This is a genomic window from Lysinibacter cavernae, from assembly GCF_011758565.1.
GTDB lineage: Bacteria > Actinomycetota > Actinomycetes > Actinomycetales > Microbacteriaceae > Lysinibacter > Lysinibacter cavernae.
In genome coordinates, this window is sequence record NZ_JAAMOX010000001.1 from 1,409,502 (window position 1) to 1,432,816 (window position 23,315).

Annotated in this window: 18 protein-coding genes and 1 tRNA gene; 4 read left to right on the forward strand and 15 right to left on the reverse strand. The window is 63.8% G+C overall.

What is annotated here, in order from left to right:
* Positions 1–19: 19 nt before the first annotated feature.
* The 6 genes from FHX76_RS06350 to yczE all read right to left on the reverse strand — a co-directional run bounded on the left by FHX76_RS06350 (position 20) and on the right by yczE (position 7,897).
* The gene (locus FHX76_RS06350) at positions 20–2,305 is read right to left on the reverse strand and encodes a 3-hydroxyacyl-CoA dehydrogenase NAD-binding domain-containing protein (protein WP_167148995.1); all 2,286 of its coding nucleotides are present in this window, start codon (positions 2,303–2,305) and stop codon (positions 20–22) included.
* 5 nt (positions 2,306–2,310) lie between these two features.
* Positions 2,311–3,519 (reverse strand): acetyl-CoA C-acetyltransferase, encoded by a 1,209-nt coding sequence (locus tag FHX76_RS06355; RefSeq protein ID WP_167148997.1) that lies wholly within the window; start codon positions 3,517–3,519, stop codon positions 2,311–2,313.
* 521 nt (positions 3,520–4,040) lie between these two features.
* Positions 4,041–4,115, reverse strand: a tRNA-Gln gene (locus FHX76_RS06360).
* A 606-nt stretch (positions 4,116–4,721) separates the two neighbouring features.
* Positions 4,722–5,678 (reverse strand): FAD-dependent oxidoreductase, encoded by a 957-nt coding sequence (locus FHX76_RS06365; RefSeq protein WP_167148999.1) that lies wholly within the window; start codon positions 5,676–5,678, stop codon positions 4,722–4,724.
* A gap of 2 nt (positions 5,679–5,680) precedes the next feature.
* The gene (gene gltX / locus FHX76_RS06370) at positions 5,681–7,201 is read right to left on the reverse strand and encodes a glutamate--tRNA ligase (protein ID WP_167149001.1); all 1,521 of its coding nucleotides are present in this window, start codon (positions 7,199–7,201) and stop codon (positions 5,681–5,683) included.
* A 36-nt stretch (positions 7,202–7,237) separates the two neighbouring features.
* A complete protein-coding gene (yczE, locus tag FHX76_RS06375) occupies positions 7,238–7,897 on the reverse strand; it encodes a membrane protein YczE (RefSeq protein WP_208402451.1) in 660 nt (219 codons plus the stop codon).
* A 62-nt stretch (positions 7,898–7,959) separates the two neighbouring features.
* On the opposite strand from yczE, the gene yczR reads away from it, so the two are divergent.
* Complete coding sequence (gene yczR / locus FHX76_RS06380; RefSeq protein WP_167149003.1) at positions 7,960–9,399, forward strand: MocR-like transcription factor YczR; 1,440 nt, start codon at positions 7,960–7,962, stop codon at positions 9,397–9,399.
* Here the strand turns inward: yczR and FHX76_RS06385 are convergent, their stop codons facing one another.
* Positions 9,400–10,764, reverse strand: coding sequence for an MFS transporter (locus FHX76_RS06385; RefSeq protein ID WP_167149005.1), 1,365 nt, complete (start codon positions 10,762–10,764; stop codon positions 9,400–9,402). It abuts the gene before it with no gap.
* The gene (locus tag FHX76_RS06390) at positions 10,761–11,753 is read right to left on the reverse strand and encodes a LysR family transcriptional regulator (RefSeq protein WP_208402452.1); all 993 of its coding nucleotides are present in this window, start codon (positions 11,751–11,753) and stop codon (positions 10,761–10,763) included. The genes FHX76_RS06385 and FHX76_RS06390 overlap by 4 nt, the downstream gene beginning before the upstream one ends.
* 84 nt (positions 11,754–11,837) lie before the next feature.
* Here FHX76_RS06390 and FHX76_RS06395 point away from each other — a divergent pair, with 84 nt between their 5' ends.
* The gene (locus tag FHX76_RS06395; RefSeq protein ID WP_167149009.1) at positions 11,838–12,932 is read left to right on the forward strand and encodes an aminotransferase class V-fold PLP-dependent enzyme; all 1,095 of its coding nucleotides are present in this window, start codon (positions 11,838–11,840) and stop codon (positions 12,930–12,932) included.
* On the opposite strand, the gene FHX76_RS06400 is transcribed toward FHX76_RS06395, so the two are convergent.
* Positions 12,929–13,390 carry a VanZ family protein gene (locus FHX76_RS06400; protein ID WP_167149011.1) on the reverse strand — a complete coding sequence of 154 codons (462 nt, stop codon included), beginning with the start codon at positions 13,388–13,390 and terminating at the stop codon, positions 12,929–12,931. The two genes, FHX76_RS06395 and FHX76_RS06400, sit on opposite strands and share 4 nt — an antisense overlap.
* Positions 13,391–13,631: 241 nt before the next feature.
* Between FHX76_RS06400 and FHX76_RS06405 the strand changes: the two genes are divergently transcribed.
* Positions 13,632–15,848, forward strand: coding sequence for a RecQ family ATP-dependent DNA helicase (locus FHX76_RS06405; protein ID WP_167149013.1), 2,217 nt, complete (start codon positions 13,632–13,634; stop codon positions 15,846–15,848).
* Between the two features lie 53 nt (positions 15,849–15,901).
* Here FHX76_RS06405 and FHX76_RS06410 read toward each other — a convergent pair whose 3' ends face one another.
* The 6 genes from FHX76_RS06410 to FHX76_RS06435 form a co-directional block, all read right to left on the reverse strand.
* The gene (locus tag FHX76_RS06410) at positions 15,902–16,309 is read right to left on the reverse strand and encodes a DUF779 domain-containing protein (RefSeq protein ID WP_167149015.1); all 408 of its coding nucleotides are present in this window, start codon (positions 16,307–16,309) and stop codon (positions 15,902–15,904) included.
* Positions 16,310–16,441: 132 nt separating this feature from the next.
* On the reverse strand, positions 16,442–17,965 hold the full coding sequence (exaC, locus tag FHX76_RS06415; protein ID WP_167149017.1) for an acetaldehyde dehydrogenase ExaC: 1,524 nt from the start codon (positions 17,963–17,965) through the stop codon (positions 16,442–16,444).
* A 92-nt stretch (positions 17,966–18,057) separates the two neighbouring features.
* Positions 18,058–19,923 (reverse strand): D-apionate lactonase family protein, encoded by a 1,866-nt coding sequence (locus tag FHX76_RS06420; RefSeq protein ID WP_167149019.1) that lies wholly within the window; start codon positions 19,921–19,923, stop codon positions 18,058–18,060.
* Entirely contained in the window at positions 19,920–20,675 is a 756-nt protein-coding gene (locus FHX76_RS06425) for an SDR family NAD(P)-dependent oxidoreductase (protein WP_167149021.1), read from the reverse strand. The genes FHX76_RS06420 and FHX76_RS06425 overlap by 4 nt, the downstream gene beginning before the upstream one ends.
* Positions 20,676–20,684: 9 nt before the next feature.
* On the reverse strand, positions 20,685–21,548 hold the full coding sequence (locus tag FHX76_RS06430) for a phosphogluconate dehydrogenase C-terminal domain-containing protein (protein ID WP_167149023.1): 864 nt from the start codon (positions 21,546–21,548) through the stop codon (positions 20,685–20,687).
* A complete protein-coding gene (locus FHX76_RS06435; RefSeq protein ID WP_167149025.1) occupies positions 21,545–22,339 on the reverse strand; it encodes a sugar phosphate isomerase/epimerase family protein in 795 nt (264 codons plus the stop codon). Before FHX76_RS06435 ends, FHX76_RS06430 begins: the two co-directional genes overlap by 4 nt.
* A 148-nt stretch (positions 22,340–22,487) precedes the next feature.
* On the opposite strand from FHX76_RS06435, the gene FHX76_RS06440 reads away from it, so the two are divergent.
* Positions 22,488–23,279 (forward strand): FadR/GntR family transcriptional regulator, encoded by a 792-nt coding sequence (locus tag FHX76_RS06440; protein WP_167149027.1) that lies wholly within the window; start codon positions 22,488–22,490, stop codon positions 23,277–23,279.
* Positions 23,280–23,315 lie beyond the last annotated feature (36 nt).

Genomic DNA, 23,315 nt, shown 5'->3' on the forward strand with positions numbered 1-23,315 from the left:
GCCGGGCGGTTTGTAGCCGTTAGCCTGCTGAGGCGTTCCCGCGAAGCAGCGAGCTGAGCGGTTTGCCGTGCTCAGCAGCCTCGACGAGGCTCGCAGGCGGGGCAAAGCGGATGCCGTAGAAATCCGACAGCTGCTCGGCTCGCGTCACAAACCCGGCGAGGCCGCCCTCGTATTGCTCGATATAGCGAAGCACCCCGCCCGTCCACTGCGGAAAGCCGATGCCAAGCAGCGAACCAATATTGGCGTCTGCCAGTGATTCGATCACGCCCTGGTCGCAGCAGCGAACGGCTTCGAGCGCCTCGGAGAAGAGCATGCGTTCGCCGAGGTCGGCCCAGGCATCCTGGTCTGGAGCACGACCTGGCTCCGCATCGTTGAGGTGAGTCTGCAAGAGACCCCGTCGCCCGGAAGTTTCGTACGTGTAGAGGCCCGAGCCGGAGGCCCTGCCAGCACGGCCCTCTGCCAGCATCCGCTCGATCACCCGGCTGGCGCCAGCCGTTGGCTCCCACACTCCGCCGGCGCCGGTGGCCTCCGCATTCTCGCGCCAGATGCGCGAAACCAGCGTGAGGCTGAGCTCGTCAACCAGTTTGAGCGGTGACGTGGCGTACCCGGCCTGCAGCGCTGCCTGCTCGATGCTTGCGGCTGGTATCCCCTCGTCAAGGGCCGCAAGCGCCTCCTCGATAAAGCGAAAAATGACGCGGCTCGTGAAGAAGCCCCTCGAATCGTTGACCACGATGGGCGTCTTGCGCAGCTGCCGAGCAAAATCGAAGGCGAGTGCGAGCGTTTCGTCGCTCGTCTGCGGCGCACGAACGATTTCGATAAGAGGCATTTTGTCAACCGGCGAGAAGAAGTGGATGCCGATGACCTGTTGCGGATGATCAACGGCCGAGGCGATCTCGGCGATTGGCAGCGTGGAGGTGTTGCTCGCGAGCACCTGCGGCGCGTCAGCTGGCTGGTTTGCCGGGCCGCCCGTCCGAGCCAACACCGCGGCCCGCTCGGCAGTCGCAAACACGGCCTGCTTCACCGAGAGGTTCTCAGCAACCGCCTCAACGACGAGGTCGGCCCCCGCAAGGTCGTTGACGTCGTCGGTGAAGCTCAGTCGGTCGAGCACGCGGCCAACGGCCTCAGCGATGGCTCGCTCGTCTGAGGAGGATTGCCCTGCTCTTGCTGCTTGTTTGGTCAGCCGCTCGGTTTCCCGAGATCGTGCGTAGTTGAGTACGCGCTCGCCAGCGGCCGGGTCTGAGTCGGTGACGCGCACGCTGATGCCTGCGCGTGCCGCGGTGTAGGCGATGCCAGAGCCCATCATGCCGCCACCAATGACCCCGAGCGTCTCAATCGTGCGTTTGGGCGGAGCTGCCGGGCGGCGGGCGCCAGAGGTGACCTCGGTGAGGTCAAAGAAGTTGGCACCGATCATGTTGCTCGCCACCTGGCTGTCGATGACGCTCACGAAGTAACGCGTCTCGAGGGCAAGGGCGGAATCGATATCAAGTTGCGCACCCTCGACCGCGCTCGCCAGGAGCGCGCGTGGGGCCGGATAATTCGCTCCGCGGAGTTGCTCACGCAGACGGGCAGGATAGGCGGGGAGAGAGGCAGCAAGCTGCGGGACGACCCCTGCCGTGGATGGCGCGCCCCCAGGGATGCGGAACCCGGCGACATCCCACGGCTGGGCGGCATCCGGATGACCGGCGATCCATTCCCTCGCTGCGGCATCGAGTTCATCATCGCTCGCGACGACCTCGTCGACAAGCCCGGCGGCGCGGGCCTCGCGTGGTCCAAACTGCGTGCCGGTGAGCAACACCGTGGTGAGCGCGCGTTCGAGGCCGAGCATCCGCACCGTGCGCGTTGCTCCGCCGGCCCCTGGAAACATGCCAAGCGTGACCTCTGGAAGACCAATCTTGGTGCGTGGATTATCCGACACGATGCGGTGATGGCAGCCGAGGGCCACCTCGTAACCTCCGCCAAGTGTGGTGCCGTTGATGGCCGCGACGACCGGCCGTCCGAGTGTTTCGAGGCGACGGAACTGGCGCTTCATCCGGTTGACCCGCACTGTTTCGGCATCAGCCGTCGCACGCGAGGCGGTGCGCAGCTCTCGCAGGTTGCCACCCGCAAACCAGCTGCGCTTTGCCGAGGCAAGGATGACGCCGGTAATGCTGTCGCGTTCGGCCTCAAGCCGATCGTTTGTCGCTTCGAGCGAGTCGATAAACAGGTCGTTCATGGTGTTTACCGGGTTGTCGGGGTCGTCCATGACGAGCGTCACAACTCCCTCGCTGTCACGCTGCCAGCGAATCATTCCGATTGTGTCGGTCATGCCGTTCACACCCTCTCGATAATCGTTGCGATGCCCATGCCGCCGCCGATGCACAGTGTGATGAGCGCCCGCCTGCCGCCGCGCCGTTCGAGTTCGTCAAGGGCTGTGCCCAAGATCATGGCCCCCGTGGCACCGAGCGGATGCCCCATGGCGATGGCCCCGCCGTTGACGTTTACTTTTTCGTGCGGAATATTGAGGTCGCTCATCCATTTGAGCACCACGGCGGCGAAGGCCTCGTTGAGCTCAAACAGGTCAATATCGTCAACTGTGAGGCCCGCCTGAGCGAGTGCCTTCTTCGTTGCGGGGGTTGGGCCCGTGAGCATAATCGTGGGATCGGCACCGCTCACCACCGCGGTGACAATCCTGGCCCTTGGCCGCAATCCTGCAGCAGCCCCTGCTGCCTCGCTGCCGACCACGACCAGTGCGGCGCCATCCACGATTCCCGACGAATTTGCCGCAGTGTGGACGTGGCCGATGCGCTCGACCCAGTGGTATTTTTGCAGGGCGACCGTGTCAAATCCGCCCTGTTTTCCCATTCCGGCAAAGGCCGGCTTGAGGCCGCCCAACGATTCGAGGCTGCTGTCTGGCCGCCGATGCTCGTCGTGATCGAGCAGGGTGAGGCCATTGATGTCGCGCACGGGAACAACCGAGTTCGCAAAGTAACCGTTTGCCCAGGCGTGCTCGGCGCGGCGCTGGGATTCGAGGGCGTAGGCATCCACGTCTTCTCTCGTGAATCCCTCAAGCGTGGCAATGAGGTCGGCACCGATGCCCTGCGGCACAAAATAGTTGTCGTAGCTGGTAGTTGGATCGTTGGCCCAGGGACCGCCATCTGCACCGATGGGAACGCGCGACATCGATTCAACCCCGCCGGCGAGCACAAGGGATTCCCAGCCAGACGCGACCTTCTGCGCGGCGATGTTCACCGCTTCGAGGCCGGATGCGCAAAAGCGGTTCACCTGCACGCCGGCGACCGTATCGGGCAGGCCGGCCGCAAGGGCGGCGGTCTTGGCCAGGTTACCGCCCTGATCACCAACCGGCGTCACCACGCCGAGGACCACATCATCAATCGTGTTTGGGTCGAGCTGCGGCGCGCGGCGCTGCAACTCATCGATGAGCCCCACCGCAAGGTCAAGCGCCTTGACAGTGTGCAGCGAGCCCTGCTTGCCGCGCCCACGAGGGGTGCGGATGGCCTCAAAGATAAACGGGGTTGTCACGTCGGTGTGCTCCTTGATCGTTGGCTTCGCGCGTCGCGTTCACGCACGAAACGGTGGATACCGTGGATAGGGCAACCCTAGTGACCTCCGCTGACAGTCAGATGTCGTCCGTAGGATGCCCACAACGAAGAACCCCGGAAATGGTGGCTGGGACTGTGTGCTTCAACATCCGTTTCGCTCGGCTGGGGCTTGGACCGGCGGTGAGTCTGCCGGTGGGCGTGGCTCGGCTGGGGGTGGTGATGCTGGTGTCCCCAGGCGCGCAGCCGGCGGGCGTGATGCTGGGTTCCCCTATGAGCGTGCAGGGGCGCCGTTGCCCTCTGTAACACTGCATGAGGGTGCGACCCGGCCGCCGGACGTGAACCAGACGCCGCGGTTAAGCCGGCTGCGAATAATCCAGCAGAGTCCAACGAAACATGAGTGCTGGTTGACGGGCGTTAGTCGCCTCGTGTCAACGCACGAGAGCGCTCACAGCAAATGGACAAACAAAAAAGCCAGCGGATAGTTCCGCTGGCTTTTTACACTGGCTGGGGTACCTGGACTCGAACCAAGAACAAATGAACCAGAATCATCCGTGTTGCCAATTACACCATACCCCACCAGTTCGAAATCACTTCCGAACCAAGTAACAACCCTAGTACAGGTTTGCCACAATGCCAAACTGAGCTGCGCGCGTCCCTGCCGTGACCTGCGTTTCGCAGGTGTCAGCGCAGCAGAGCATCGGGGAGTCAAGGCGCCAGAGCACTGGAGCACTGGAGCCCTGGAGCCCCGGAGCACCGGAGCCCCGGAGCACCGGAGCCCCGGAGCACCGGTGCCCCGGAGCGTCAAGGCGTCAAGGCGTCAGCTCGTCAGCTCCACCGGGTCGATCACGTCGACCGTGAGGATCTCGTTGAGCGACAGATTGGTCGCAGAACCACTCAAACAGCACATCCGACGTGGATCTGCGACCAATCTGAAGAGAGTTATCGCCCAGACGTGCTCACGCGAACCTCACCCACCCCGCTCGAGCTGAACCGGCACGAGCCTGACCCGCGAGCTCAGGGGAAACAGAATGGTCGCAGATGCACCCAACGCGGGTTGTGTGGGTGGATGTGTGACCAATCTGAGCGAATTTCAGGCAACTCAGGCGCGAGACGCGCGAGCCCAACCGAAGCGCGAGTTTCGCGAGCCACTAGAACTACGCGAGCCTGAGCGAGTAACGCGAGCTACGAGAGGCCAAGCGACGCGCGAATGAGCGCTTTGTTCATCTTGTTTGAGACGCGCACTCCGTCGCCAGCCGCGATCATGAGCTGCTCGGGACCGGGAGGCGTGATGTCGCCGGCGGCATAGACGCCGGGGACGCTTGTCTCGCCTGACTCACTCACGAGGAGCAGGCCCCATTCGTTGCGTCGGGGCGCGAGGACGCCGAGGTACTGCACCGAGGCATTCCAGCGGGGTCGCACAAAACCACCAACGCACGGGATGACCGTGCCGTCGACAAGGCGAACGCCCGTCATATCGGCGCGCTCGCCCTCAATGTCGGCCACTTCGCGGCGCTCGACGCGCACGCCCATACCTTCTAGCACGGCCTGCTCGTCGGCCGAGATCGTGTCGGCCCCGTTCGTAAATACCGTGAGGTCGCGGCTGAACTGCGTGATGAGCAGCGCTCGATCGAAGACGTCGGTGGTCTCGCCAATAAAGGCGAGCGGTTTGCCGCTCTTCTCGAAGCCGTCGCATTCGCTGCAGCTGTGCATCGCGGTGCCATAGTAGGCGCGAAGCGTTGGCAACTTCGGGAGCTCCTCGACGAGGCCTGAGGCGACCAGCACGAGGCGTGCCGTGACATCCACGTCTGGAGCGTTGCGGACTCCGGCACCGCGCAGGCGGAAGCCGGAGCGGCCCTTCGTATCGGCCGGGTCAAGCGGCTCAACCGAGCTGACAAGCGCCTGCGAGAACGATGCCCGCTCGTAGCCCTCGAACTCTTCGCGGCCGAGCTGGCGGAAGACAAGCGGAGGGGCCCCATCGCGGGTCAGGAAGCCGTGTGACTGCAATGTTGCCGCATGCCGCGGCCTGTTGCTGTCAACGATGAGCACATCGCGGTTTGCGCGTACGAGGTTGAGGCCTGCGGCAAGCCCTGCCGGCCCTCCCCCAATAATGACAACGTCGTAGTCGAAGTGCTCAGTCACGGCTAGCCCTCTCTGCTGGCGGCGAAACGGATGAGGCGGTCGCGCGTCTCGGCGCGGCCAAGGATCTCGATGGATTCGAAGAGCGGCGGCGATACCCGGCGCCCTGACAGCGCGGTGCGCAGCGGGCCGTACGCGATGCGCGGCTTGAGGCCAAGGCCCTCGATGAGCGTCGAGGAGAGCGCTGCCTGGATGCCCTCTGGGTTCCAGTCGGCGTCAACAACGGCATCCAGCGCCCCGATTGAGGCGTTCACGATGTCGGCGGCGTTCTCAGGCATTCCCTTGAGCGCGTCGGCCTGGTATTCGATCTGCTCGCCGGGAAGGAAGAGGAAGTTCAGCATGTCGACCGCTTCGCTGAGCACCGTGATGCGCTCCTGAATGAGCGGTGCCGCGGCCTCAAGGATGCCCTGCTCGCGCTGGCTGAGCGGCTCGGTGAGCACTCCCCCCGCAACGAGATACGGGATGAGGCGCTCGGTGAAGTCGGCGAGGTCGAGCAGGCGAATGTGGTCGCCGTTGATCGAGTCGGCCTTCTTCTGGTCAAAGCGTGCTGGGTTCGGGTTGACGTTGACAACGTCGAACGCGGCAACCATCTCGTCAATACTGAACACGTCGCGGTCTGGCGCGAGCGACCATCCGAGCAGCGACAGATAGTTGATCAGGCCCTCTGGGATGAAGCCGCGATCGCGGTGGTGGAAGAGGTTTGCCTGCGGGTCGCGCTTCGAGAGCTTTTTGTTGCCCTCGCCCATCACGTAGGGCAGGTGGCCAAAGAGCGGGATGAACGTGGTGATGCCAATGTCGATGAGCGCGTGATACAGCGCGATCTGGCGGGGCGTCGACGAGAGCAGGTCTTCGCCGCGCAGCACGTGGGTGACGCCCATGAGCGCGTCATCAACGGGGTTCACGAGCGTGTAGAGGGGCTTGCCGTTTGGCCGCACGACAACAAAGTCGGTGAAGGATCCCTCTGGGAACGTGATGTCGCCGCGCACGAGGTCGGTGAAGGAGAGGTCAGTGTCTGGCACACGAAGGCGGAGAGCGGGCTCTCGGCCCTCTGCGCGGAACGCGGCCTTCTGCTCATCGGTCAGGTTGCGGTCGTAGTTGTCGTAGCCAAGCTGCTTCGGGCGGCCGGCAGCTTCGTTGCGGACATCGATCTCGTCGGCGTTCGAGAAGCTCTCGTAGACGTGCCCTGACGACACCAGCTTGGCGATGACCTCTTGGTAGATGTCGGAGCGCTGCGACTGGCGGTAGGGGCCGTGGGGCCCGCCAACGTCGATGCCCTCGTCCCAGTCGAGGCGCAGCCAGCGCATGGCCTCGATGACCTGCTGGTAGCTCTCTTCGCTGTCACGAGCTTCGTCGGTGTCTTCGATGCGGAAGACGAGCTTTCCCCCCGTGTGCCTTGCGTAGGCCCAGTTGAAGAGGGCCGTGCGAACGAGGCCAACGTGGGGCGTTCCGGTCGGAGACGGGCAGAACCGAACTCGAACGTCGCTACCGGTGGCCGTGGAAAATGGGTGGTTAGTTAGCTCAGACATCCCCACAATCCTAATCTAGTCGCGGGGCCCGCCCGTCTAGGAAGGTTGCTGCGGGATAGCACCGGTGTCTACCGACAGCAGCAGCGGCTCACGAACCGCACGAGTCGCGGGCTTTTTCGGGTCATAACCGAAGCGAAGCAGCGGGATCGTGATGTTGCAGAGCGGGCCGATGAAGAGCGCAAACGCGACGGTTCCGAAGCCAACGTTGCCGCCAAGCAGCCAGCCGATACCAAGCACGGTGACCTCAACCATCGTGCGGCCAACCCAGATTGGCCATCCGGTTCGTGCATGGATGCCGGTCATGAGTCCGTCGCGCGGACCAGGCCCAAAACCGGCGCCGATATAGAGACCACTGGCAACGGCAAGCAGCAACAGGCCGGCTACGAAGGTGCCAATTTGCGCGAGGAGTCCAACTGGGGTTGGGAAGATAAGCAGGCCCCACTCGATAGCAGGCCCAACCGCAAGCAGATTGAGCACGGTACCAACACCCGGCTTCTGGCGAAGCGGAATCCAAAAGAGCAGCACAACCGCGCCGCTCAGCACGGTGACGAGGCCAATGCTCATACCGGTTTTGATGGCGATGCCCTGGGCGAAGACGGTCCACGGATCGAGGCCAAGCGCCGCATCAATCATGAGCGCGCACGCGAAACCAAAGAGAATGAGACCAATACCAAGACGAACCAGACGGAAAACCATAAGCTCAATCCAATTGCAAAAATGGCTTGCAAGCAAGAGGCCAATATGCCTAGAGTGGACTGATGACGACGGTTACGCTTTCCGCCCGCAAGCTCGGCATCCTCCTGGCAGACTGGCGAACATCCGGCCCCGCCTACACCGCGCTTGCCGACAGGATTGGCCTGCTCATCATCGATGGGCGCATCGCAGCCCACACCAGGCTGCCGGCCGAGCGCGAACTCGCCGAGGCGCTCATCCTCAGCCGCACAACCGTGTCGTCGGCCTACCGAGAGCTCCGCGAGCGCGGCTACCTGAGGAGTGTGCAGGGCTCAGGAAGCGTCACCCAGATTCCCCTCCGCGAGCGGGCATCCTCGCCCCTCGCCATTCCAGGGTCCCAACGCTACGACCTCACGGCCGCCTGTCCTGCCGCGTGGCCTGGGCTCCGTCAGCTCACTGAGCGAACGCTTGCCAACACCCCAGAAATCTTTGCCGACCGGGGCTACGACGTTGTCGGCATCCCCGAGCTGCGCGAGCGCATCGCCGCGCGCTACACGGAACGGGGGCTGCCAACAACGGCAGATCAAATCATGGTGACCATCGGCGCCCAGCACGCCATTAACCTCCTCAGCCGGTTCCTGCTGCGGCGAGGCGACCGCGCCCTCATCGAAAGCCCAAGCTACCCACACGCCTTTGACGCGCTCAACGCGACTGGCGCGCGACTCAACACCATCCCCGTTCGCTTTGAAGGTTGGGACGCCGACGAAATAGAGGCCCTACTCAAGCGGGTCTCCCCCTCTGCCGCCTATCTCATCCCCGATTTCCACAACCCAACGGGAATGAGCATGCCGATTGAGACGCGGCGGCGAGTGATCAGGGCCGCCGAGCGCGAAGGAACGACGCTGATTATCGACGAGACAACGGCCGAGCTGCCGTTTGATCTCGCGCGGCAATCGATTCCCTTCGCCGCCGCGGTTCCAGAGGGCGAGGCCGACCACGTGGCCACCATCGGCTCCCTGAGCAAGACGGTGTGGGGCGGCCTGCGCATCGGCTGGGTTCGTTCGACTCCCTCAACAATCCGATCGCTTGTCGCCAGCCGGCCAACACACGACCTTGGCACGCCAACGTTCGACCAGCATGTCGCGCTCAACGCGTTCGATGAACTCAACGACATCGTGCAATTCCGGTCGCAGCAGATCAACGCATCCTTCGCCGCGCTCACAACAGCACTTGAACGATACATTCCTGAGTGGACGCTCTTCCCTGCAGAGGGCGGCGTGTGCACATGGGCAAACCTTGGCGCTCCCGTGAGCTCCGCCCTCACCCTCGCGGCACACGCCAACGGCGTCGGGCTGACGGCTGGGCCACGCTTTGGACTGGACGGTGAAGGCGAACGGTTCTTGCGCCTCCCAATGAGCGGGCCTGCGGATGACCTCGACGGCGCCATCCAAGCCCTCGCCGAGGTCTGGCACTCGGTCATGGCAGGCAACCACACCGTCGCAGCGCCGCTTGTTGACGTTGTGTAGCTAGGCTGCGCGCACGCCCGGCTTGATGACAAGAAACGCGATGATCGCGATCGCCGCAACAAGACCCATCGAGACGACGGAAAGCCCGCTGAATCCGATCGCGCCAAGCACGAGGCCTGCGGATGCGGCCGCGAGCGCGCCCGACGCATTCATGATCGTGTCCGACACGCCCTGGCGCTTTGTGCCGTCGCCAAGACCAGCATTCTGGGTGAGTAGCGTTGCGCCCGCAACCGTTGCCGCGCTCCAGCCAAGCCCGAGCAGGATGAGTCCAACCTGAACGGCAAGGTGACTCTCCCCCGAGGTCGAAGTCAGCACCAGCGACAACACGAGGATGCCAGCCCCAAGCAGGACAACCAGAGGGGCACCCCATTTGTCGCTCAGGATGCCAAAGACCGGCGCCATGATGAACATGCCTGCGATGTGCAGGCTGATAGTCAGGCCAACCACCTCAAGTGCTGCCCCGTGGCTCGTGAGGTGCACAGGGGTCATTGCCATCACCGAAACCATCACCGCGTGCGAGAGCGCCATGATGGCGATGGCGGCGCGTTGACGGCCTCGGCGGGCGGCAAGCTGCACGGCCGATTCCACAACTGGGGCGGTGGATGCGGCAGGCACCTCGCCCCTGGCCTCAGCCTCGCTCGCGGCTTTCGCCTCGGCGGCATGCCGCTCGGTCCGCTTCTGGGCGGCAGTCAGCGCGACCCGCTGGCTCGTGAGCAGCGGATCGGGCCGGAGCGCAAAGAAGTAGAGCAGCGTCACGAGCGTCTGCGTCGTGAGCGTGAGTACAAACACGCCGGTCAGGTGCGGCATCCCGAGCGCAGCGCCGAGCACTTCGCCAGGTGAAAGCAGGTTCGGCCCGATGACCGAGCCAACGGTTGTTGACCAGACCACGAGGGAAAGGTCGCGGCCGCGCCGCTTCGGTGTGGCAAGGTCAGCTGCGGCAAAGCGCGACTGGTATTGCACCGCTGATGCCGTTCCCATGAAAGCGAGGCCTAGCAGCAGCATCCAGAACAGGCCAAGCGTTGCAGCCGTAATGACGATCAGCACGCCGAGGCCCGCGGCAAGGCTGCCAACGCTCAGCGAGATCCGGCGTCCCTTTTTGCCCGCCAGCCTGGCGAGCGGATACGCAAGGATCGCGGCGCCGAGGGTCGTCATGGTGGCGGCCATGCCAGACCAGGCCGGGTCGCCGGAGATCTCCGCCGCGAGCAGGGCTCCAACCGACAGCGAGGCGCCAAAGCCAAGGCCGGCGAGGATTTGCCCGGCAACAAGAATGCCGATGGTGCGCCGCTGGAGCGACACGATTCCCGGCGAACTCAGCTCAGTCGTGATCGCAATGGCTGCTGTGCTCGGGGCTTGGCTGGCGGTCATCGGTGACTCCTAGGGGTTGCTGGCTGATGCGCGTATTCGAGGTGCCACATGGCAGGGTCAAGCTGTCGGCAGGCTTCGCGCGCGGCCGCAACGGCTGGCGCATCGCCGGCGCTGAGCGGCGAGACGAGGCTCAGGATGCGGTGGTTATCCTCTCGGATGGGCAGCACGACAGCCTCAGCTGGCAACGACTGCGCGGCGGCTACGGCGAGGCGGGGCACAAGAGCCACGGCGAGGGAGGCGGCAACCATGCTCATGACGGCGACGATGTTATCGGTTTCGTGGCTGATCCTCGGCGTAAAACCGCTCGACTCGGCCGCCGCAACGAGGTGCCCCCTGCAACGTGGGCAGCCGGCAATCCAGGTCTCGTCGGACAGCTGCGCAAGCGAGACCCGCGCCTCGCCGGCGAGCGGGTGATTGGCTGGCAGCGCGACAAACATTTCTTCGCGCCAGAGGTGCTCAACGCGGAGGCCTGGGAGGGATTCTCCGATGAGTCCAACCCCATCACCCGGATAGCTGAAGGTGAGCGCAACATCGAGGTCTCCCTGGCGGACGGCATCAATCGCCTGGGGCGGCTCAAGCTCTCGGTAGCTTGTTGCGAGGCCAGGATGCTCGGCCCTGATGCGTTTCAACAGCTCGGGAACAATGACAGCGGATGCCGACGGGAACGACGCGAGCCGCAGGCGCCCGCTGCGGAGTCCGGAGAGCTCGGCGAGGCCGCTCACGGCGTGCTCAAGTTCGGCAACGATGACGCGGGCGTGACGCGCCAGCACCTCTCCGGCTTCGGTGAGGCGCACTCCCCTGCCAGCACGCTCGATCACGGCGAGCCCGAGTTTTGTTTCGAGCCGCTTTAGCTGCTGGCTCACCGCTGGCTGGCTGAACTGCAGTTCTGCGGCGGCAGCGGTGATGGAGCCGGTACGACTGAGCGCATCGATAACTCTCAGCGCGCGCAGGTCAAGATCGTCGAGGGCTGGGAGTCTTGGTGGTGGCATCACCCTCAAAACATAACACATAGCCATTCTTTCTATAACAAACATTCACTTTTGTAATGAGTCGAACTGCCATAGCCTTGATGCATGAATCAGGACAACACGGCGGGCGGCGACGCAGCATCCACCCTCAGCATCACCAAAGCGGCAACCCATTTCAGCGCGCCGGCCGGGTATCTGTCCGCCTGCACCATGGGACTGCCAACCCGCGAAACGCTTGCCGCCCTCCGCGCAGACCTCGACAGCTGGGAGCGCGCAGAAACCTCAGCAGCTTCGTACGGCGACCTGGTCCAGGAGAGCCGCGAACTCTACGCCAAGATCGTTGGCACCACGGCGAGCAACGTTGCGACCGGATCACAAACCTCAACCCTCGTCGGCACAGTCGCCTCAAACGTTCCGGATGGCGCCAAGATCCTCTGCGTTGACGGCGATTTCAGCTCGGTCGCGCATCCGTTTGTGCAGCAGGCCCACCGCGGAGTCACCGTTCGTTACGCTCCGGCAGACCAACTTGCCGAACACATCACCCCAGACACCCATATGGTCACGTTCTCGCTTGTGCAATCGGCAACTGGCAGCATCGCCCGTAGCGCCGACATCGTTGCGGCCGCCCAACGCAATAACGCACTGACCCTGTGCGATCTCACACAGGCGACCGGCTGGCTGCCGGTCAACGCCGACGATTTTGACCTCACCGTATGCCACACGTATAAGTGGCTGTGCATCCCCCGCGGCGTCGCGTTCATGACGGTGAGCCCCGAGCTTCAGCAGCGCTATCACGCGCCAAACGCGGGCTGGTATTCCTCCGAAAACGTCTGGGGCGCCTGCTACGCACCAACCATGCCGCTCGCATCCGACGCCCGCCGCTTTGATGTCTCGCCAGCCTGGCAGGCCTGGGTTGGGGCGCGCGAGGCGCTCAGCTTCTTTGCGAGCCTCGATATGGACGAGGTCCGCGATCACAACGTCGCGCTCGGCAACGAGCTGTGCCGGGGCCTTGGCATCACGGAGGCCAACCAGGCCATCGTTGCCTGGCCGGATGCCGATGGTTCACGCCTCGCAGCGCTCAAGGATGCCGGCATCACCGCATCCGGTAGGGCCGGTCGCGTCAGGGTCGCGTTCCACCTCTGGAACACGTCAGACGATGTGAACGCAGTGTTGGCCGCTGTCTTGGATGCCGTGGACTAGGCCAGCGACGCGAGACGGGCCCGCTGGGTACTGCGCGCGGCAATTTTGCGCCGCTCGCCGATGGTCAGCACGAGCCCAAGGACAACGCCGAGCACCGCCCCCGCTGAATTTGCCACGAGGTCGCGGGGGTCAGAGACCCTGCCGGGAATAACGAGCTGCGCCGTTTCGATGCCCACCGTGAGCAGGCACGACAGGATGATCGACAGCCACCAAAAACGGCGGCCAAATAGCAACAAGAAAAAGAGCCCAATCGGCACAAACATGGCGATGTTTGCCATGAATTCGGCCTCGTTATAGCCGATCCACGCCGTTGCCTCATAACGATCAAAGAATGCAATGGCCTGCCAGACAAACCCGACTGAGTTGTCATCAAGCGGCTGCGGGCCAAGTGTGATCCAGCCAACAACAGCAAGATAGCCAAGGGTGAGCAGGCTGAGAATTGGATGGCGATGGAACATCCCGTCAGTCTGGCAGCGCATTCTGGACAAGCACCGAGCGAACGGTGACTGAACCCTGAACGCCCCGCTCTCCCCTTCCTCCTTCCCTCTCCCCTCTTTCTCAGCTCGTGGGGTGCAATATTGCTCGTGGGGTGCAATATTTCGCGCCCCACGAGCACGAACGCACCCCACGAGGGGGTGGAGGGGCCGAGAGGCGGAGGGGGCCCGGCTGGTTGTCGGAGGCCTGTGCCACACTGGCTGGATGACGGAATCAGTGCCAGCATCCCCCACCCAAACCAGCGGCTTGAGCTCGACCCATGCCGAGGCCCTCGCCATCCTGCAGCGGCTCGTTGGCAATCCCAACGCGGTGTTTCATGACGGCCAGTTCGAGGCCATCAGCGCCCTCGTCGACGACCGAAGGCGCGCCCTTGTTGTGCAGCGCACCGGGTGGGGCAAATCGGCTGTCTACTTTGTGGCGACCCTGCTGCTTCGCCAGCGCGGGGCAGGCCCGACCATCCTGGTGTCCCCGCTGCTCGCGCTCATGCGCGACCAGGTTGCCTCCGCGGCAAAGGCCGGCGTGCGAGCCATGTCAATCAACTCGGCAAACGCCCACGAATGGGACGATGTCGTCCGCGCGCTCGATGCCGACGAGGTCGATGTGCTCCTGGTGTCCCCCGAGCGTCTGAACAACCCCAAGTTTCGCGACACAAGCCTGCCGGAGCTCATCCGCAGGGTTGGGCTGCTGGTGGTTGATGAGGCCCACTGCATCTCCGACTGGGGCCACGATTTCCGCCCAGACTATCGACGCCTTCGCGACCTCATCGCCCAGATGCCGCAGGGGGTTCCCGTGCTCGCCACCACGGCGACCGCGAATACCCGAGTGGTGACCGACGTCGCCGAGCAGGTTGGCATGAGCGATTCCGGGGCGCCGGTAGACGTACTGACGATACGTGGACCGCTGGCACGGGCCTCACTTCGCCTCGGCGTGCTCACCCTGCCAGATTCCAAGGCCCGCCTGGCGTGGCTCCTCAGCCACATCAACGAGTTGCCGGGCAGCGGCATCATCTACTCACTGACCGTTTCGGCAGCCGAAGACACCGCGAGGCTGCTGCGCGATGCCGGCCACGAGGTCCGCGCCTACACCGGCCAGACCGACCCAGCCGACCGAGAAGCGCTCGAAGCAAAGCTGAAAAACAACGAGGTGAAAGCCCTTGTTGCAACGAGCGCCCTCGGCATGGGTTTTGATAAACCAGACCTCGGATTTGTCGTCCACCTCGGGGCCCCGTCCTCGCCGGTTGCCTATTATCAGCAGGTCGGCCGAGCCGGAAGAGCAACGGAACACGCCGACGTACTCTTGCTGCCTGGCACCGAAGACGAAGCCATCTGGCAGTACTTCGCCACCGCCTCAATGCCAGACGAAGCGAGGGCATCCGCTGTCATCTCGGCGCTGCAGACGAGCGAGGCTCCGCTTTCGACACCCGCGCTGGAGGCCCAGGTCAACCTGCGCCGCACCCCGCTCGAACTGCTCCTCAAGGTGCTCGATGTTGACGGCGCCGTGCGGCGGGTTCAGGGTGGATGGGTGGCCACCGGCCAGCCGTGGGTCTACGACAGCGAGCGCTACATGCGCATCGCCGCCGAGCGCGTGGCCGAGCAACAATCGATGCTCGAATACGAACGCACCAACGAATGCCGCATGGAGTTCTTGCAGCGCTCACTCGACGATTCAACGGCCGCCGCTTGCGGCAGGTGCGACCGCTGCGCTGGCCCCTGGTATCCCACCGATGTCACCGGCGACGCCGCGGCGGCCGCTAGCGACTCCCTCAACAGGGTTGGCGTGCTGCTTGAACCTCGCGCGCAATGGCCAAGCGGCATGGATAAGCTCGGCGTTGTTAACAACAAAATCCCAAGCGACGGAATCTCGAGCGATGTTGAGGGCAGCAAGCCGCTGCGGGGCAATATCCCTCCCGCCCAGCGCATGTCAGAAGGCAGGGCCCTTGCGAGACTCACAGACCTCGGCTGGGGCGGCACGCTCCGCAGCCTCTTTGCGCAGGGAACTCCCGATGCGCCAGCGAGCGAGCAGATGCTCAGGGCCTGCGTCACCGTGCTCTCGCAGTGGGACTGGGCCGAACGCCCAGCCGCGGTCATCAGCATCCCCTCGCGCAGCCACCCCCAGCTTGTTCGGTCGACCGCGACGGGGCTCGCCACAATCGGAAAGCTGCCGTACCTTGGTGAACTCTCTTTCGCCAACGGCGGCCCTACTGGCGAGCCAGGCGGCAACAGCGCCTTCCGCCTCGCCAACGTCTGGAACAGGTTCAGCGTTGGACCAGAGTTGGCTGAGGCGCTCGCCCCGTTCGCGGGCAAACCGGTGCTGCTCGTCGACGACGCCTCCGACAGTCGATGGACCCTCACGGTCTGCGCAAAGACGCTTCGCGACGCTGGAGCCTCAGCGGTGCTGCCCTTTGTGCTCGCGCTGCGCTAATTGAACCTACGTTCATCAAACCCGCATCTCGTTGGGCGTTGGTAGCGCGGCAGCTAGGACTCCATGAGGCGCGAACGAATGAGAAACCGTTTGCCCTCAGGTGCTTCGAGCGAAAATCCGCTACCCCTGCCGGGCACAACATCAACCGTCAAAAAGGTGTGCTTCCAGTACGCGAATTGCTCGGTTGACATGTAAAACGGAATCGGGAGCGAGTCGGTATCCGATGCCACCGCAAACTCCCCCAGCAGTACATCGGCATCGCTCGTGATGAAATCACCAAGCGGATAGCACATGGGCGAGCTCCCGTCGCAGCATCCGCCAGACTGATGAAACATGAGGGGCCCGTGCTGGTCACGCAATTGCAGCACCAGCTCAAGGGCCTCTTGGGTGAACGCCACGCGGGGTTCGGTTTCTCCCTCGATGGTCACGGTTGCGGTCAGCGCCGCCACGGTATCGTTCATGATTTCCTCCGTTGTGTGCCAGCATACGCGTGTGGGGCCCAAGGTAGGCAAGGAGTTCCCAGAGGGAAAACAAAACTCCTTCGCCCTACTTGGGCCCCAGACGCGAGACGCTGTCAGGTAAACCTGAGCGACTTAGAAGAAGCCCTGCGCGGTTTCGCTGTAGCTCACCAGCAGGTTCTTTGTCTGCTGGTAGTGATCGAGCGCGAGCTTGTTGTTCTCGCGGCCGATGCCGGAGCTCTTGTACCCACCAAAGGCAGCGCCAGCTGGATACGCGTGGTAATTATTCACCCACACGCGCCCTGCCTGGATGTCGCGGCCGGCCCGGTAGGCCTCGTTGCCGTTGCGCGACCACACGCCGGCCCCGAGCCCGTAGAGGGTGTCGTTTGCGAGTGAGATGGCGTCGTCGTAATCGGTGAAGCTGGTGACGGCAACAACCGGCCCGAAGATCTCCTCCTGGAACAGGCGCATCTTGTTCTGTCCCTCGAAAATTGTTGGCGCAACGTAGTAGCCGCCGCTGAGGTCGCCGCCGAGGTCAACTCGCTCGCCGCCCAGCAGCAGTTTTGCGCCCTCCTGCTTGCCAATATCGATGTAGCTGAGAATCTTCTCAAGCTGGTCGTTGGAAGCCTGGGCTCCCACCTGCGTGTTGGTGTCGAGCGGGTTGCCCTGCACAGCCTTCTTGGTGCGCTCGATGGCGTCGCCGAGGAACGAATCGTAGATCGACTTCTGGATAAGCGACCTCGACGGGCAGGTGCACACCTCGCCCTGGTTGAAGGCAAAGAGGGTGAATCCTTCTTGGGCTTTGTCGTAGAACGCGTCGTTCTTCTCGGCGACCGACTCAAATACGATGTTGGGGCTCTTGCCGCCAAGCTCAACGGTGCTCGGGATGATGTTGGCGCTCGCATATTGCAGGATGAGCCGACCCGTTGTTGTCTCGCCGGTGAACGCAATCTTGCGGATGCGCGGGCTCGATGCGAGCGGCTTTCCTGCTTCAACGCCGAAGCCGTTCACAACGTTGACCACCCCTGGCGGCAGGATGTCGGCAAGCAACTCGATGAGCACAAGGATGCTGACGGGCGTCTGCTCCGCTGGCTTGAGCACGACGGTGTTTCCGCCGGCCAGTGCGGGGGCCAGTTTCCAGACCGCCATCAGAATAGGGAAGTTCCACGGGATGATCTGCCCAACAACGCCGAGCGGCTCAGCAAAGTGGTACGCAACCGTGTTGTTGTCGATCTGCGTAAACTCACCCTCTTGGGCCCTGATGAGGCTTGCGAAGTAACGGAAGTGATCAGCGGCGAGCGGAAGGTCGGCGTTGAGCGGCTCGCGAATGGACTTGCCGTTGTCCCATGTTTCGGCCACGGCCAGCATCTCAAGGTTGGCTTCGATGCGGTCGGCGATGCGGTGCAGCACGGCAGCGCGCTCGGCCGCGGTGGTCTTTCCCCACGCCGGCGCTGCCTTGTGTGCGGCGTCGAGGGCCGCGTCGATGTCTTCTGCCGTGCCACGCGCTACTTCGGTGAAGGGCTTGCCGTTGACCGGCGAGATGTCTTCAAAGTACTGCCCCTTCACGGGGGCAACCCATTCGCCACCAATCCAGTGCTCGTAGCGGGGCTTAAACGTGATGAGGGAACCGGGGGTTCCTGGGGCCGAATACACGGTCATGATGTCTCCTTCGACGACGATGTCAGGGGTACCCCTGGCTGGGGTGGCATCAGACTAGCTGCCGTGGGGTTGCAACCGGGTTGCGGGCCGACTCACCTGCCGCGGACGCGTTTCCAGCTCTCCGGCGGGATGGTCACGTTTTCGCTGATGCCTGCCGACAGTGATACCGTCCGCGGCACGGTATCCAGATTCGCCACAACGACCGTCTCGTTATCGCCGGTGACGATTGCCCAGACGAGGTCGTCGCCGGTTCGCCCTGAAACGATTGATTTGCCTCTGAGCGATTGGAGAACGTCAAAGGCGGCAAGCCCCGGGGTCGGCGTTCCATCGGCGAGCAGCAGCCCTCGCTCGCCCCACTGCTCAAAGTACGTGAGTGATTCCACGCCGGGAATGGCACAGGCAATCGCGCTCGCAACGAGCCAGGCGGCAAGCGGTTCTGCCTGCTGGCGTGCGTCGGCGAGGCCGGTCAGCGTGGCCCCGTATCCGGCGACAAGGTTGGTTTCCGTCGACGCCATGAGGTCCGCAGTTGCTGTTGCCGTTCCTGCCGCAGTCGCAGTCGCAGTCGCAACATTATTGAACCGCGACCGAAGCGTCACCGGGCCGATGTGAACGGGACGCCCGCCGGCGATGCGCACCGCATCCTCAGCCACCAACCGCTGCATGGGAATCGATTCCACCAGCTGATAGGTGGAGCCTGAATGGAACAGCGGTGTGATCGCGAAGGTCACCCCGTCGGTGTCCGTTGGCAGGCGCGACTGCTCCCTGTTGAGCTCGGTGAAGTGCGAGCGGGCGCCAGAGAGCACGGGCACCGTCATTCCCGCGTTGCGAAGGAGCCGCCTGAGCGATGCGGTTGCTTGCCGCTCAGTGACGTGCGTCTGCGCGTCGAAGACGGCGATACGGGCGACCGCTCGGTTGCGGAGGGCCGAGACAACCGGGGCGAGGTCGGCTCCGGCATCCGCAGTGATGCGCACGTCGAGCGGGATGTTCTGCCCGCCCGCCCGTTGCTCGCCTGCCCGTTGCCCGCCCGCCCGTTGCCCGCCCGCCCGCTGCAGCGCCGCCTGCCAGCTGTTCGTTCCGAGATCGAGTTCAACGAGCACGGCCTCGGCCCGAACGCTGGCAGCTGGGGCCGGGTCTGGTGCCGTCGAGGCTCCAACGTCGAGTGCGGGAAACAAGGTGACCTGACCTAGCTCGATCGGCGAAGGGTCTCCCGCACCCGGCCGTCGCCGTTGGGTCGCTGCCAATTCTGTTGTTGCTGAGCGCTGATCGACGGAGGCTACCGTCACGGCAATTTCTTGTTCCACCGCCGACGCGGCATCGAGCAGATACGGAAACGGTAACGACAGCGGCCTGTTATACGTTTTGTAGGAGGCATCGGTCCAGTTCCGCTGGTCCTCCATCTCAAAGAGATCGCCGGCAAAGCGCATCCGAATAGCGAGACCCTCGTGCTGCCAGGCAAGCCCCTCGATATCCGCCGCTGGCTGATGAGGGGCGACACTCATCGGAAAGACGCGCTGCTCGGCCGTGCCGTTCTGGTGCTCAACGGTCATGGGAGTTCCTGCCAGCGCTGGCGAGTGCAACGCGACGAGCCCTGTGCGGTTGGTGCGATACGGCGTCGGGGTCTCAAGCCGCAGCCTGACCGTCAGCGCGCCGGGCTCGGCTCGCACCTCAAGCAACCCGTGCAGCTGCGCCCCGAACCCTTCGGCACGAATGTGCAGCGTCAACGTTGCCACTTCGGCTTCGGTCTCAACAATTCGCTCAACAATTCGCTCAACAACTCGCTCAACGACGGTCTCGGCGGTGTTCCAATCTTCGTCGCGCACGACAGCCCTGATGCTGCGGAGAACGGGCCGGCCCTCCCAGCTGATTGCGGCCAGCTCGTCGCCCCTGACCTCGATGGACCAGCCGGCTGCCTCCCACAGGCGAGCCGGCCCTCTCAGCGCATCCCAGGAGTCGTTCACAGCGTGGTCATGCCCCCGTCAACGGCAAACAGGCCGCCGGTGGCAAACGCGCCATCGTCCGAGGCGAGGTACACCATGATGCCCTCGATGTCGGCGGGCGAGCCGGCCCTGCCAAGCGGGATTCGCCCGATGATTGCCGACCGCGCCTCTGGGTCGCTCGTAATTGAGGTGACGAGGCTCGTCTCGGTGTAGGCGGGTACAACCGTGTTCACGCGAATGCCGTCGGCGGCGTAGGCGGCTGCCACCGTTCGCGTGAGCCCGTGGATGCCGGCCTTCGTCGCGCTGTACGCGGTGAAATCGCGCCCCTCGCCGTTGATTCCGGTTGGGCTTCCCGTCAGGATAATCGAGCCAGGGCCGTTGGCAAGCATCGACCGGACGGCGTGCTTGACGGTGAGGAAGGTGCCGGTGAGATTGATGTCGAGCGTGCGTTTCCAGACGTCGAGGTCGAGTTCGGCCGCGGGGGCATCTTCGCCAAAGAGCTGAACCCCGGCGTTCGCGACAACAACATCCGGTGCCCACCCGTCGGCCCCAAGCGACGCGAAGGCATCCGCGACCGACGACTCGTCAGAGATATCCATCACGACGGCACGGGCGAGCGATCCGATTGCGGAGGCCGCGGCCAACGCAGCGGCCTCGTTGCGATCGGCGAGGATCACCCTGGCACCCTCGTTCGCAAAACGCTGAGCGACCGCGAGGCCAATCCCGGTGCCTGCCCCGGTGATGAGGGTCGTCTTCGTGTGCAAGCGTGTCATGGTCGCCTCTCAGCGCTCGATGTGGTCAAGGTGAAGCATACGGGCCAGGTTCGCGTCGAGCTCGTCGTCGCGGAAGATCTTTTTCCAATCATCCTTGATGATGCGTTCGCGACCGTAATCCATTGCGATGAGGCAGGCGTCACTGAAGGGATTATCGCCGCGCAGCCCGTTGGCGAGCGCGACCTGCGTGTGCCCGTACAGGATGCTGCGCGCAGCTGCTTCTGGAATCCCCATGGTGTTGATGGCCTCGTCGAGCGCTTCGTTGAGCAGCGCGCCGATCATGCAGGCAACCGTTTCAACGAGCGTCGGCTCAAGTTGCGCGAGCTGCTTGATGGTGACCCAGTGCACATCAATGACGGGCGCATAGATCGCTCGCACGGTTTCTTCGACGATGCGTTTCTTGTCTGCATCGTCGGACTCGATTGCGGCGATGGCGTCCTGGGGAGCAGCGATCCCGCCAAAGGTGTCTGCCCATTCCTCTTTGGTTGTGCGCTCAAGAAACACCGAGGGGTGGCACGGGTGAGCGACGGCCTGGATGACGTCGTCCCGAACAGCCAAGAGCCCCGCGTAGGCCGCAGCCGGGTCCAGCGTCAGCACGATGCTGCCGGATGGGAGCTGCGGCACGATCTGCGCGCTGACCGCGGCAAGCGCGAGGTCGGGAACGGCAAGCACAACGATGTCTGCGTCAGCTACGGCCTCGGATGTTTCGCTGAGGCTCCTCCCGGCGTCGCGCACCCGTTGCCGGCCAGCCGGCGAGTTCTCGACATAGGCGACGGCGTAGTCAGTCTTGGCAAGATTATTTGAGACGCGCGTGCCCATCTTGCCGCCGGCTCCGATGACGGCGATGCGAAGGGTTTCTGTTGTTGGCTTCATTCTGTGCTCCTCAGGTAGGCGATTGCGTCACGGGTCCATTCCCGTTCCGTCTGGATGGTCAGTTCTGGGCTTTGCTGCCACGGCAGCCAGTGCTCGACAATCTCGTTGATGCCCCGTTCCCGAGGCTGAACGGTTGCGAGTAGGTGTTGGTAGTCGTGGAGTCCTGTGCCGAGTGGGGCGCCACTGTAGGTGAACCCGACCCAGCCGTCTTGCCTGGCAAATCGGAAGTCTTTCGAATGGACGTTTTTGACGAGCGCCGCGCTCCTCTCGACGCAGTCGCGAGGCAGTTCAAGGCGAGCGACAACGTTTGCGGGGTCGAGGCAGATGCCAAGCTGGTCGCTCCCCACTTCGTTCACGAGTTGCACGAGGTCTACTGTCGAGACCTGTTCGTAGGTTTCGAGCGCAAGTGTCACACTGGCGCGTTCGTAGGCAGCGACTGAGCCGCTCAGGCTGGCAGCGGCTGTGGCGATTTCTTCTGGAGTGTCGAGGCCAGGCAGCATGCTGCGCACGAGCTTGGCGTCGAGGGCTTGTGCGAGGTGAAGGAATCGATCAAGCCGCCGGGGCTCTATGCCTCGCGTGCCGAGCTCGATGGATATCCCAAGGTCATTGGCCGCCTCGGCAAGATCGCTGAGCTCGGCGTCGGTCATCGTGTCGAGCGCCGGATAGTCGCAGATCTGAATGAGCGAGATCCCGAGTTCGCGCGTCGCTTCGAGGGCACCGGTGAGAGTCAGCCTGACTGGCGCTCGTTCGGAGAGCTGCCAGAAGAAGGCGTAGGTGCTGAGCCCGATCATAGTGTTCTCCTGTATTGCCTTCGTTGTCACGTTGTCGATAGTCGCTCTATCACGCATCAGCCTAGCAACCGGTTGACCGGTTAGCAATCGATATTGGATGCCGTTGGCAACGCATCCCCGACGCTCCCCTCGGCGCTATGCTGATGACATGCCAGCCTTTGCCGATGACCGTTCGGACGAAATCACCGCAGCGCTTGGGGCGCTCCCCTCCGGTTCGCCCGTCTCGGAAGTCGCCCGCCGCCTGCTGGATCTCTTCACCGGCGGCTCGATAGCTGCCGGCCGGAGGCTTCCTCCTGAGCGCCAACTTGCTACCACGCTTGGCGTTGGCCGTTCCGCCGTGCGTGAGGCACTCGCAGCCCTCGAAATCCTCGGGATCGTTGACGTGCGCCCAGGGTCAGGCACCTATCTGCGCGGCACCGCAAGCGACCTCCTCCCCCAGACCCTCAGCTGGGGCATGCTCATCGGCGAGCACAACACGGCAGAGCTGCTTGAACTGCGTTCAGGGCTCGAAATCTATGTAGCCAGGCTGGCCGCTTCCCGCGCGGGCGACGCCGAAATACACAAGATCGAAAAGACGCTCAGCCGGATGCGGGCGTCGACTCACGACCTGACCGCATTCGCAAAAGCAGACCTCGATTTCCATAACGCACTCTCACAGGCGGCCGGCAACGGGATGCTCGTTGACCTGCTCCAGGTCGCACGGTCGCTCCTGCGCGTTTACAACGACCGGGCTGTCCATGATACTGACGCCGCCGAGATCGCGACCGCAGAGCACGAGGCCGTCCTCTCGGCGATCGCATCGGGCGACGCGGATGCCGCGGCCTCCGCAATGGCGCTGCATATGGCAACTGCCACCGCAAGGGTTACGGCGGCTGCGGCCACGGCGACCGCGACCTCAGCCCCGGCCTCCGATTCCTCGAACCAGCACGACCCAGAGTAGTCACAGATTAGTCGCAGATACACCCAAAACGCTCGC

Excerpts from the sequence above, each read along its gene's own strand:
- FHX76_RS06385 (WP_167149005.1), bottom strand. The coding sequence starts at position 10,764 with ATGACCGCCAGCCAAGCCCCGAGCACAGCAGCCATTGCGATCACGACT.
- gltX (WP_167149001.1), bottom strand. The coding sequence starts at position 7,201 with ATGTCTGAGCTAACTAACCACCCATTTTCCACGGCCACCGGTAGCGAC.
- FHX76_RS06435 (WP_167149025.1), bottom strand. The coding sequence starts at position 22,339 with ATGATCGGGCTCAGCACCTACGCCTTCTTCTGGCAGCTCTCCGAACGA.
- FHX76_RS06390 (WP_208402452.1), bottom strand. The coding sequence starts at position 11,753 with ATGCCACCACCAAGACTCCCAGCCCTCGACGATCTTGACCTGCGCGCG.
- FHX76_RS06440 (WP_167149027.1), top strand. The coding sequence starts at position 22,488 with ATGCCAGCCTTTGCCGATGACCGTTCGGACGAAATCACCGCAGCGCTT.
- exaC (WP_167149017.1), bottom strand. The coding sequence starts at position 17,965 with ATGACCGTGTATTCGGCCCCAGGAACCCCCGGTTCCCTCATCACGTTT.
- yczE (WP_208402451.1), bottom strand. The coding sequence starts at position 7,897 with ATGGTTTTCCGTCTGGTTCGTCTTGGTATTGGTCTCATTCTCTTTGGT.
- FHX76_RS06430 (WP_167149023.1), bottom strand. The coding sequence starts at position 21,548 with ATGAAGCCAACAACAGAAACCCTTCGCATCGCCGTCATCGGAGCCGGC.
- FHX76_RS06350 (WP_167148995.1), bottom strand. The coding sequence starts at position 2,305 with ATGACCGACACAATCGGAATGATTCGCTGGCAGCGTGACAGCGAGGGA.
- FHX76_RS06405 (WP_167149013.1), top strand. The coding sequence starts at position 13,632 with ATGACGGAATCAGTGCCAGCATCCCCCACCCAAACCAGCGGCTTGAGC.
- FHX76_RS06395 (WP_167149009.1), top strand. The coding sequence starts at position 11,838 with ATGAATCAGGACAACACGGCGGGCGGCGACGCAGCATCCACCCTCAGC.
- yczR (WP_167149003.1), top strand. The coding sequence starts at position 7,960 with ATGACGACGGTTACGCTTTCCGCCCGCAAGCTCGGCATCCTCCTGGCA.
- FHX76_RS06425 (WP_167149021.1), bottom strand. The coding sequence starts at position 20,675 with ATGACACGCTTGCACACGAAGACGACCCTCATCACCGGGGCAGGCACC.
- FHX76_RS06410 (WP_167149015.1), bottom strand. The coding sequence starts at position 16,309 with ATGAACGATACCGTGGCGGCGCTGACCGCAACCGTGACCATCGAGGGA.
- FHX76_RS06400 (WP_167149011.1), bottom strand. The coding sequence starts at position 13,390 with ATGTTCCATCGCCATCCAATTCTCAGCCTGCTCACCCTTGGCTATCTT.